This is a genomic window from Ruegeria sp. CDSC042, from assembly GCF_059610745.1.
Genome location: NZ_JBXWOF010000015.1, coordinates 49,927 through 60,479, shown reverse-complemented (window position 1 = coordinate 60,479; position 10,553 = coordinate 49,927). Strand labels below are relative to the sequence as shown.

10 protein-coding genes are annotated in these 10,553 nt (G+C 59.6%); 7 read left to right on the top strand and 3 right to left on the bottom strand.

Translation table 11 applies throughout. The features are described from left to right. Together AC2FHX_RS20695 and AC2FHX_RS20690 are read left to right on the top strand one after the other, a co-directional pair. Positions 1-1,079, top strand: a 1,079-nt coding sequence (locus AC2FHX_RS20695) for a COG4223 family protein (RefSeq protein ID WP_496703583.1), incomplete at its 5' end; no start/stop codon positions are given. A 10-nt stretch (positions 1,080-1,089) separates the two neighbouring features. Continuing rightward, positions 1,090-2,586, top strand: coding sequence for a heme biosynthesis protein HemY (locus AC2FHX_RS20690; RefSeq protein WP_496703585.1), 1,497 nt, complete (start codon positions 1,090-1,092; stop codon positions 2,584-2,586). On the opposite strand, the gene AC2FHX_RS20685 is transcribed toward AC2FHX_RS20690, so the two are convergent. The 3 genes from AC2FHX_RS20685 to AC2FHX_RS20675 are packed head-to-tail and all read right to left on the bottom strand — an operon-like array spanning position 2,583 to position 5,675. After that, complete coding sequence (locus tag AC2FHX_RS20685; protein ID WP_142637498.1) at positions 2,583-3,617, bottom strand: ABC transporter substrate-binding protein; 1,035 nt, start codon at positions 3,615-3,617, stop codon at positions 2,583-2,585. The genes AC2FHX_RS20690 and AC2FHX_RS20685 overlap by 4 nt on opposite strands. Then, positions 3,614-5,011: a sensor histidine kinase gene (locus AC2FHX_RS20680; protein WP_496703586.1), complete on the bottom strand. Its 1,398-nt coding sequence runs from the start codon at positions 5,009-5,011 to the stop codon at positions 3,614-3,616. The genes AC2FHX_RS20685 and AC2FHX_RS20680 overlap by 4 nt, the downstream gene beginning before the upstream one ends. Then, positions 5,004-5,675 (bottom strand): response regulator transcription factor, encoded by a 672-nt coding sequence (locus tag AC2FHX_RS20675; protein WP_281973876.1) that lies wholly within the window; start codon positions 5,673-5,675, stop codon positions 5,004-5,006. Before AC2FHX_RS20675 ends, AC2FHX_RS20680 begins: the two co-directional genes overlap by 8 nt. A gap of 147 nt (positions 5,676-5,822) precedes the next feature. Between AC2FHX_RS20675 and AC2FHX_RS20670 the strand changes: the two genes are divergently transcribed. From AC2FHX_RS20670 to AC2FHX_RS20650, 5 genes are all read left to right on the top strand, one after another. Then, positions 5,823-6,791, top strand: a complete 969-nt coding sequence (locus AC2FHX_RS20670; RefSeq protein ID WP_142637503.1) for a Bug family tripartite tricarboxylate transporter substrate binding protein — start codon at positions 5,823-5,825, stop codon at positions 6,789-6,791. Between the two features lie 86 nt (positions 6,792-6,877). Then, a complete protein-coding gene (locus AC2FHX_RS20665) occupies positions 6,878-7,309 on the top strand; it encodes a tripartite tricarboxylate transporter TctB family protein (protein WP_496693124.1) in 432 nt (143 codons plus the stop codon). 10 nt (positions 7,310-7,319) lie between these two features. Beyond that, entirely contained in the window at positions 7,320-8,858 is a 1,539-nt protein-coding gene (locus tag AC2FHX_RS20660; protein WP_142637508.1) for a tripartite tricarboxylate transporter permease, read from the top strand. A 144-nt stretch (positions 8,859-9,002) separates the two neighbouring features. Continuing rightward, complete coding sequence (locus tag AC2FHX_RS20655; RefSeq protein WP_142637510.1) at positions 9,003-9,455, top strand: SRPBCC family protein; 453 nt, start codon at positions 9,003-9,005, stop codon at positions 9,453-9,455. A 91-nt stretch (positions 9,456-9,546) separates the two neighbouring features. Continuing rightward, positions 9,547-10,521, top strand: a complete 975-nt coding sequence (locus AC2FHX_RS20650; protein WP_496703587.1) for a hypothetical protein — start codon at positions 9,547-9,549, stop codon at positions 10,519-10,521. Positions 10,522-10,553: the final 32 nt, after the last annotated feature.

Here is a 10,553-nt window from a genome sequence, read left to right as displayed (position 1 = left end):
AAGCCGAAGCCGAAGCCGAAGCCGAAGCCGAAGCCGAAGCCGAAGCCGAAGCCGAAGCCGAAGCCGAAGCCGAAGCCTCTCTTACGTCGTCTGATCAGACCGTCGCAGAACCGCCGGTCGAAAAACGCGGCGGCTTTATCCCGGCGCTGATTGGCGGTGCGATTGCTGCGGCGGCCGGGTTCGCTCTGGGTCAAAGCGGCGCGTTCTCCTCGGGTGAGTCCGACGCAATCGCCGCGCTTGAGGCGAAGCTGACCGCACAATCCGATCAGATATCAACACTGTCGAAGTCTCTGACCGACGGGTCGGACCTGTCCCAGAAGATTGACGCGCTGACCGGCCAAATCGCGCCAATCACCTCTGATCTGGATGGGGTGAAGTCCAGCATATCCGATCTGACCAACAAGGTTGATCCACTTGCCAGCCGTTTGGCCGAGTTGGAAAGTGGCGCGCTGACGCAGGGCGCTTCACCTGAAACCGGCGCGGCCATCGAGGCCGAGCTGAAGAAACTCCAGGACTCTTTGGCCGCGCAACGGGCCGAGGTGGAAAAGATGGTGTCCGACGCTCAGACGCTCGAGGCCGAGGCTGCAGCAAAATCGCTGGCGGCGACCAATGCAGCCCTTCTGTCACGGGTGCATGAACAGTTGAATACGGGTCAACCTTATGGCGACCTGATTGCAGAACTGAAGGCCGCAGGCGTAACCGTTCCCGAGGCGCTGGCAGCACCGGCGACCGAAGGTGTCGCGACGATTGCAGCACTTCAGGACAGCTTTGCGCCCGCTGCGCGCACGGCGTTGGCCGATGCGCGGGACGCGGACAAGGGCACCGGAATTGTCGCGTTTTTGCAGCGCCAGACAGGTGCACGTTCGGTTACCCCGCAAGAAGGTGACAGCCCCGATGCGGTCTTGTCGCGGGCTCAAGCCGCTTTGTCGGGCGGAGATGTCTCTGCTGCCCTGGATGAGCTGAAATCCCTGCCCGATGTAGCCAAAGCTGCACTTGAAGGGTGGGAACAGGCGGCCCAGACGCGGGTTTCTGCTGTGGATTCTGCAAATGCGCTTGCCTCAAGCGCGAACTCGAACTGAGGGGCCTGCTATGCTGTGGTCACTGTTTAAGATCCTTGTTTTTGTTGCGATTGTCGGCTTGTTGGCTCTTGGCGCCGGGTTCCTTATGGAAACCAAAGGCGGGGTGCAGATCACAGCGGGTGGCACGGAATACACGCTTGGTCCGCTTCAATCGGTCATTGCGCTAGGCGTGATGATCATTGCGATCTGGCTGTTCTTCAAGCTGCTGACCCTGCTGATCGCCACGCTGAAATTCCTCAATGGGGATGAAACAGCCCTGTCGCGTTATTTCGACCGCAGCCGGGAACAGCGCGGATATCAGGCATTAACCGATGGGATCATGGCGCTTGCCTCGGGTGAGGGGCGGATCGCGATGAACAAGGCTGCCAAGGCCGAAAAGCTGCTGAACAAACCCGAGCTGACCAACCTGCTGGTGGCCCAGGCCGCCGAGATGAATGGCGATACCCAAAAGGCATCTGAAACCTATAAGAAACTGGTGACGAATAATGCCACGCGTTTTGTGGGGGTGCGCGGTATCATGAAGCAGAAGCTGGCCGAAGGCGATGATGACACTGCTCGGAAGCTGGCCGAAAAGGCATTGGCCATCAAGCCGCGCCATCAGGAAACGCAAGATATCCTGCTGGGCCTGCAGACCAAGTCGCAGGATTGGGCTGGGGCGCGATCAACGCTGACCGCCAAGCTGAAATCCGGGCATTTGCCCCGCGATGTGTTCAAGCGCCGCGATGCGGTGCTCGCCTTGTCCGAAGCAAAGGGCATTCTGGACGAAAGTTCGACCGTAGAACAGCAGGAACAGGCAATCGAGGCCAACCGCCTGTCCCCCGATCTGGTGCCGGCCGCTGCGATGGCCGCCCGTGCCTATATCGAAAAAGGCAAGCCGCGTGCCGCAACGAAGATTCTGAAAAAAGCATGGGAGGCACAGCCACATCCCGATCTGGCCCATGCTTTTGCCGATATTGCACCGGATGAATCACCGGCCGAGCGCATCAAACGCTTTGCGACGTTGACCCGCATACACTCGCAGAATCCGGAAACCTGTCTGATTCTGGCCGAGTTGAACATCGTCGCCGAAGATTTCCCCGAAGCCCGCCGCGCGCTGGGGGATGTGGTCGAAAAACAGGCTGATGCCCGCGCCTACACGCTGATGGCAGCGATTGAACGCGGCGAAGGGGCCTCGGATGTGGTTGTGCAGGGCTGGCTGGCAAAGGCGCTGAACGCGCCGCGCGGGCCGCAATGGGTCTGCGACAACTGCCATGACATTCAGCCGGAATGGGGTCCGGTCTGTCAGAACTGCCACAGCTTTGACACGCTCAGCTGGCAAACGCCTCAAACGCCAGAGATCGCCTCGGCCACCGGTGTTCACATGCTGCCGCTGATCGTTGGCGCGCTTGAGGACAAGGCCGACACCGATATGGATGAGGTCGACGAGGCCGATGAGCCTGAGGTTATTGAGGCAGAGATCGAACCGGTTCGGCCTGATATCGAACCTGCCATCGACGAAAAGACCTAACGCGCACTTTCCACGTCGAAGGCGTCGTTCCACAGCTTGAACAGCTCGGCCCGTCGGTTCTGATCTCTGGCAACCAATAGGGCCGGCGACAGGGCGATGAACCTTCGGGCGCTGGGCGTTAACCCCGTATCGGCTGTGTCCATCTGGGCGACGAGACCCGAAGTTGCCAGCAGGGTTTGCGCCTGTGGCGACAGGAGAAAATCCAAGAATTCCGTGGCGGCTTGTTTGTTCCGCGCCTGGCGCGGGATCATCAGGGCACGTGACAGGACCAGAGTATAGTCTTCTGGCAGGATCACCCCAATGCCCGGGGCCTTGGCATTGGCCACATAAGACCCCAAAACGTTATAGGCGATCAAAAAGCGCCCGTTAGCCACATCGCGGATGATTTCCGCAGAACAGCAAGTGGCCACCGCGTCGATACGTGCAAAACCTTCGATCAAAGAGCCGAAAGTCGTGGCCTCAAGGCTGTCTCCATAGGCAAACAGATAACCCAGACCCGAGGCCGCGATGTCATAGGTTGCCACGCGCCCACGCAGTAGATCCGGCTGGGTTCGCATCATGTCCAGCAGGGCGAACCGGCTGCGTGGGACGTTCTGATCCTGTAACAAGGTCTTGTTGTAGACGATGACGGCGGGTTCGGTGGTGATCCCCCACAGCTCATCCCGCCAGCGTCGCGCGGCGGGCAGGGCATTGGTAAGGTCGGATTGAAACCGGTGTCCGCAGGCCGAATTCACCAGCCAAACCATCTGTTGAATCGCGGATGAGAACACGATGTCTGCAGGATTCTCACCTGATTTACAGACCGTGCGGCTGTGTTGGAACAGAGCGTTAGATCCCCATTGTTCATAAGTGACCTGCAGATTGGGGTTCAGCGCCGTAAACCGTTCGAGCACGGGGGCGATGATCGCAATGTCGGTGGTTGACCGGATCAACATCGGATCCTGACCTGCGCCGAATTCTGCGATGGCTTCTTGGGCGCGCGAAAGCGAAGGAATCAAACTCAGCGCTACAAGGGCTAGGGCTCGGATCATGTGCTGCTCTCATCTGTTCTGGCCGGGAAACTCAGCGCAGCGCGAAACCCGGTTTCATCCCGCCCCATCTCAACTCGGCCGTCAAAGGCCTCAGCGGTGGATTTCACGATGGACAGGCCCAGGCCGGTGCTGTCCTCGCCCGAACCGGTGCTGCGATTGAACCGGTCCCCCAGCTGATCGGCGATTACGGTCGCAGGCCCGGGTCCCTGATCGCGCACCCATAGAACAGCGCGCGCGCCCTCTTGCGCGGCGCCAATACGGACGGGTGGCAGACCATGACGCAGAGCGTTGCCAAGCAGGTTCTTGGCGGCTTCGCCGATCGAAAAGGCATCGCCATTCACAAGAACTGGCGTATCGCCGATTTCCAGACGCACCTCGATGGTGGGGGCCATCAATTCATGATCGCTGTGTTCCAGCACGTCCAGCGCCACTTCGCGCAGGTCGACGGGCAGCCGCGGGGCGCTGTCGATACGGTGGATCACCATGGCGCGCGACAGCAACTGATCCAGCAGCGTGCCCAGTGACCGGGTGCGCCCCAGCAGCCGATCCAGCGCGCGTGTCCGGGCCGGAGGGTCGGGATCATCCTGCGCAATCTCGGCCTGCACCCGAATCGCGGCCACGGGTGTGCGCAGCTGATGAGCGGTGTCGGCAATCAGGTTGCGCATCGTGTCCACTTGCCGGTCCAGCCGCCCCATGAACCGGTTCATTGCGCTTAGCATCACCTGCAATTCGCGTGGCAACCCGTCGCTGGCCATCGGTGTCAGGTCATAAGGATCGCGACGGGTCAGGTCATCGGACAGCGCCTCAAGCGGGCGCAGGGCCGAGCGGGTGACAAACCACGACATGATCAGCAGCAACATCCCGGCCACAGCCATCGGCAGCAAGGCATCCCGCATCAGCCCCACGGTCATGGTTTGACGCGCGCGCAATGTCTGACCGACCAGAATTTCCACCTCACCCGAGAAATCACGCTCGGCAAACAGGCGGGTAACGCGGACGAAACGGGCGGGTTCGTCATTCAGATCAGCGGCGAAATAGACCGGCGTGGTGCCGGTTTGTGGCGGCACCTCAATCACGGTGCCCCGGTCCAGCCCGGTGATGAAGGGGCCATCCGGCACCTGTACCGCATAGAAAATCCGGTCATCCGGCGCCTGTGCCAACAGTTGAAAGGCCGAGACTGGAAGATCGACAAAGGGTTGGCCATCTTGAATGCGAACGGATTCGGCAATGTCACTGGCCGCGCCCAGCAGCAGCCGGTCATAGGCCTGCCGCGCAGCAAGGCGACCATTGGCCCAGATCGACAGACCAACGAGAAACCCGCCCAGAATCAGGATCAAAACCACCGCGCTTAGAACGCGGGCCGTCAGGCTGTGGGGCAGGCGCAGCCTAGTCATTCAGACCGATCCGATACCCCACCCCACGCTGGGTGGTAATGCTGATGGCGCTGCCGGTGAATTTTTTGCGGAGCCGTGCGATATACAGCTCGATCGCGTTTTCCCCCACATCGGCGTCTTCGAACCCGTAAAGCGAGTTATACAGCCGTGATTTCGACAGATACTGACCTTCGTGCCGGATCAGGGCGTCCAGGACCGCCGCCTCGCGCGCGGTTAGGTTCAGGCGTTTACCGTTCAGCGTGGCGCTGCGATCCTTGGCGGCATAGATCAGCGGACCCAGCGTGATCTGTTCGCTTTTGCGATCGGCATCGCGCCGGACAAGGGCGCGCAACCGCGCCTCAAGCTCGCGCTGGTCAAAAGGCTTGCCCAAATAATCGTCGGCACCTTTGTCCAAAGCGGCGACACGATCTTCGACCGAAGTCAGTGCCGTCAGCATTAGCACTGGGGTGCGGTCGCCGCTGTCTCGGATTTTGCCCAGAAAGTTCAGGCCGGACCCGTCAGGCAGGTTTATATCCAAAAGCATCGCGTCATAGGTTTGAACTGCGCGGAAATCACGTGCGGATTCGACAGTGGTCGCCAGATCACAAACGACGCCCGACCGCGCCAGATGAGCTATTACGCCTTCGGCCAGATCTACGGCATCCTCGATCATCAATACGCGCATTGTCCCCCCGCGCCCTGCCCTGAATTTCTGTGACAGGTTCGTGACAGCATTATTCTGTAAACAGTACCAGCCCGCAAGGACAGTCCCTTGCGGGAACAGGTTTCGGTTGCAGGACGCAGCCCAAAAAGACCAGAGGAGGAGACACGAATGAAACTGTTTGGAACAAGCGGCGCGATTGCGGCTGCTGTTTTTGCCCTGTCCGGCGTGAGCGCCAGCGCACAGGAATGTATTGCCCCGGCCAACCCCGGCGGCGGTTGGGATTTCACCTGCCGTCAGGTCGGTAAATCTCTGCAGGATCTGGGTCTGATCGACCAGACCATGCAGGTTGTGAACCTGGCCGGCGGCGGTGGCGGTGTTGCCTTTGCCGAGGTCGTCAACAAGCGCGGCGAGGATAATGAGCTGATCGTAGCGGCCAGCGCAGCCACGGCGACCCGCCTGGCGCAGGGCGCCTATCCAGGCAACACCATGGATCAGGTGCGTTGGCTAGCGGCCATCGGTGCGGATTATGGCGTGATCGCCGTTGCAGCCGATAGCGCGGTTAACACGCTGCCCGACCTGTTGGATCAGATCAAATCCGATCCGACGTCTGTGTCCGTGGCGGGCGGTTCCGCCGTGGGCGGTTGGGATCACCTGAAGGTTCTGATCGCGGCCAATGCCTATGGCATCGAGGACGTACGGTCGGTCAAATACATCGCCTTTGATGGCGGCGGCGAAGCTGTGACCCAGCTGTTGGCCGGTTCGGTTCAAGCCTTTACCGGTGACATCTCGGAAGCCAAGGGTTTTGTCGACTCGGGCGATATCAAAGTCATCGCCGTATTGGCGCCTGAACGTCTGCCCGGCGAATTCGCTGATTTCCCGACGGCCAAGGAACAGGGCATTGATGCCATCGGCGCAAACTGGCGCGGGTTCTACGCCCCTGGCGGAATGAGCGATGAGGCCTATGGCGATTGGGTCGGTAAGATCGGTGATCTTTACGCCTCGGATGAATGGAAAGAGGTCATGGCCGCCAATGGTCTGGCCCCGCTGGACCTGCAAGGCGCAGCTTTCCAGGATTTTGTTGCGCAATCCGTGGGTCAGATCCAGACCATCTCGAAAGAGATCGGTATCATCAAATAAGACCAGCACTCACCTGAGAGCGGGGTGTCGCGCCGGGCGCGCGGCACCCCGACCAGGCCCATACTTCCCTTACATAGGAGATACCCATGAGTGATCGCATATTCGGGGTCTTCGGCATTCTTCTTGCCATCGGCTTTGCCCTGTCAGCGCTGGCGATTGAAGAGAGCTTTCTGTCAGACGCGGTTGGCCCCAAGGCCTTTCCACTGATTGTCGCCGCCATCCTTGGCCTGTCCAGCGCGGTCATCGCGTTGCGCCCGGATGCCGAGCCCGAGTGGCCCGCGCTGGGCCGGCTGGTCGAAGTCGGCGCCGCTGTAGTCGTGATGATGTTCTATGCCGAGCTGTTGCCGGTTCTGGGATTTGTAATCTCTACCGCCTTTGCTGCGGCTTACCTGGCCTGGCGGCTGGGATCTGGTCCGATCGAAAGCGTAATGGTCGGAATCGGTACTTCTGTCGGTATCTACGTCATCTTCCATCTGGTTCTGGGCCTGTCACTGGCTCGCGGACCATTGGGTTTCTAAGGGGAACGTCATGGAAACTCTTGCATCCCTTGGCGATGGATTCGCTATCGCGCTAACATGGCAAAACTTGTTGCTGGCCCTGTTGGGTTGTTTTCTGGGCACGATCATGGGCGCGTTGCCCGGTCTGGGCCCGTCGAACGGCGTGGCCATTCTGATTCCTCTTGCGTTCACGCTGGGGCTGGGCGCGACGCCGTCTCTGATCCTGCTGACCAGTGTTTATTATGGGGCAATGTATGGCGGGAGAATCTCGTCGATCTTGCTGAACATCCCTGGGGACGAGCCTGCGATGATGACCTGCTTGGACGGGCATCCGATGGCCAAAAAAGGCCTTGCGGGCGAGGCGCTCTCGCTGTCCGGTATCGCCTCATTCATTGGTGCGTTTCTGGCCACATGGGGCCTGATCTTTCTGGCGCCGCAGCTGGTCAAGATCGCGCTGCTGTTTGGACCGGCTGAGTATTTCGCCCTGTTCGCGCTGGCCTTCATGACGCTGGGCGGCGTGTCCTCGACCAATCAGGCGAAATCGGCTTTTGCCGCTGCGCTGGGCCTTGGGTTGGCGACCATTGGTGTCGATACCCAGACCGGCGTACCGCGGTTCACCTTTGGTGAGGTGCACCTGTATGATGGGCTGGATTTCCTTGTCGCCATTGTCGGCCTGTTTGCCCTGTCCGAAGTGTTCATCTTTCTGGAAAACCGTCATGGCGGGTCGGATGCCGCTGGGCGCAAGTTGAATATCGGGCGGCTTTACCCGCCGATGTCAATGATCAAGCAATGCATGCCGACCATGCTGCGCACCTCATTCCTGGGCTTTCTGGCGGGGGTTCTGCCGGGGGCCGGGGCGTCTTTGGGCTCGTTTATTTCCTATTCGATGGAGAAACGGCTGGTCGACAAGGACAACACATTTGGCACCGGTGATCCGCGTGGCGTCGCCGCGCCCGAGGCCGGCAACAACGCCGCCGCCGGGGGGGCCTTGGTGCCGATGCTGGCGCTGGGCGTGCCGGGGTCAGGGACCACCGCCGTGCTGCTGGCGGTTCTGCTGGCGTTGAATATCACGCCCGGACCGCTGCTGTTTACCCAGAACCCGGATGTGGTCTGGGGCCTGATCGCTGCGCTCTTCATTGCCAACTTCATGTTGCTCGCGATGAATATCCCGATGGTGGGCCTGTTCACCCGCGTCCTGATGGTGCCTTCGCGTATCCTGATGCCCGTCGTGGCGATGGTCAGCTTTGTGGGTATTTACGGCATCTCGGGGTCCAGCTTTGATCTGCTGGTGATGATTGGGTTCGGTGTCATGGGCTGGGTTCTGCGCAAGCTGGACGTGCCGCTGGTGCCGATCATTCTGGGCACGCTGCTGGGCAACTCGATGGAGAATAACTTGCGCCGCGCAGTCACCATCGACAATGGCAACTGGTGGACGCTGGTTGACAGCCCGCTGGCCATCGGCTTGTGGTCCATTGCCCTGATCGGATTTGTTCTGCCTCTGATCGTAGGCGCGCGTGTCAAAGCCAAGATGCATCAGCGCCGCGACGAAGAGGGCGCGATCAGCGACTGACCGCATTGGGCGTCACCGCAAACCGGTGGCGCCCGATTAGGTAAGATTTGGGGTCGCGTATCCTGATCTGAAACAAAAAATTGAAACATTTGGCAAAAACCGCGTTATTGATAGGCACAAAGCTGTTGTGCGAAGGATGCCAGAATGGAACTCAGTGACGAAATCCGCATCGCTGCCCCGCGGGACGTGGTGTATGAGGCGCTGAACAACCCCGATATCCTGCAGGAATGTATCCCCGGCTGCGAAGAGCTGACCCAATCTTCGCCGCAAGACCTTGAGGCAAAGGTGGTTCTGAAAATCGGCCCGGTGAAAGCGCGATTCGCGGGTCAGGTCACGCTGGATAAATCCAAGGCACCGGACGGATTTTCGCTGCAGGGCGAGGGCAAAGGCGGGGCTGCCGGGTTTGCCAAGGGCGGTGCCGATGTGACCCTGACCGAAGACGGGTCCGAGACGGTTCTTGCCTATACTGCTAAGGTGGATGTCGGCGGCAAGATCGCCCAGCTTGGCAGCCGTTTGATTGCCGGGACTGCCAAGAAACTGTCGGGGAAATTCTTTACCCGGCTCGGAGAGATCGTCTCAGAACAATCCGGCAGCTAGTCAGTTTCGCGCATTTCAGTTGACGGCGACCTCATTCGGCGCAATCACAAGAAAAACTGGCGGGCCAAACCCGAAGCAGGAGGCCAGAGTGATGGATTACGCGCAGCTGGAACGTCTTGAGAAGCGGGTTTCACTCAAGCCCAATGACCGACAGGCCATCCGGCAGCTTGTGACGATGCTGGAATATTCCAACCTGCCGAAACAGCATCTGGGCGCCTACAGCAAAGCGCAGCTTGAGGTGACGGGCGGGTTGAAAAAGGGCTGGCAGGCAGCCCTGGTCGACACCGGACGGCAGACCGCCGCCTATTCCGGTTGGATGAAAGCCCTGGACACACAGAATATCCAGTTGGCCGTGCCCATCGCCCAGATCTATGTGGGTCAAACCATCACCATCAATGGCGAGCATGGGAATTGCGGCCAACGCCTGAATTTCTTTGAAGAAACCAAGGTGATTTGTGGCCTGTGCCACGAGTGCTACAAGGTGCAGATCCTGCCTGAGAACCTTGAGGGGATGTTTCAGGTCTATTTCTTGCTGCTCAACCTGCAGCTGCCCAGGGACAATGCCAGAAAAAGCATGATCGAGCTGCGCGAAGCGGTCAAGTTTCCCTATAAGGCGTATATCTATTGTGAGTCGATCGCAGAGGCGAAAGAGTGTCTTGCGATTTTCCGTGCCGCACAGGCGGAATTTGAGATCACCGGGGTTCACTCAAAAATATCCCACGGATGTTCTGAATACAGTATGGAATACCCCGCGTTTAAGTATTCCGAGGGTGCGGGGGACGACTTTGAAACACCATCCGATTGGAGCGGGATCGAAGAGGCGTATTTCACGGACATTCCGATGCCTGCCCCGGAAAGACCAAGCAATTCCAAACCGATCCTCAGCTTGCGGGACGTTTTTGCCTTTCGCACATGGGTCAGGTTCGCTGAGCTGATCGGTGATAAATCCTGCGAAAAATATGGAACACGTCTCGGCCCGGAGCTGCCTCAGCCCTTCGTCAAGCGTGTACAGGGGCAGGCACGGGACCGGCACAGGGAAATGGTGGAGCTTTGCGCACAGGGTTAGCAGCTGTAGCCCATGTGTCAGTGCTGACGCGC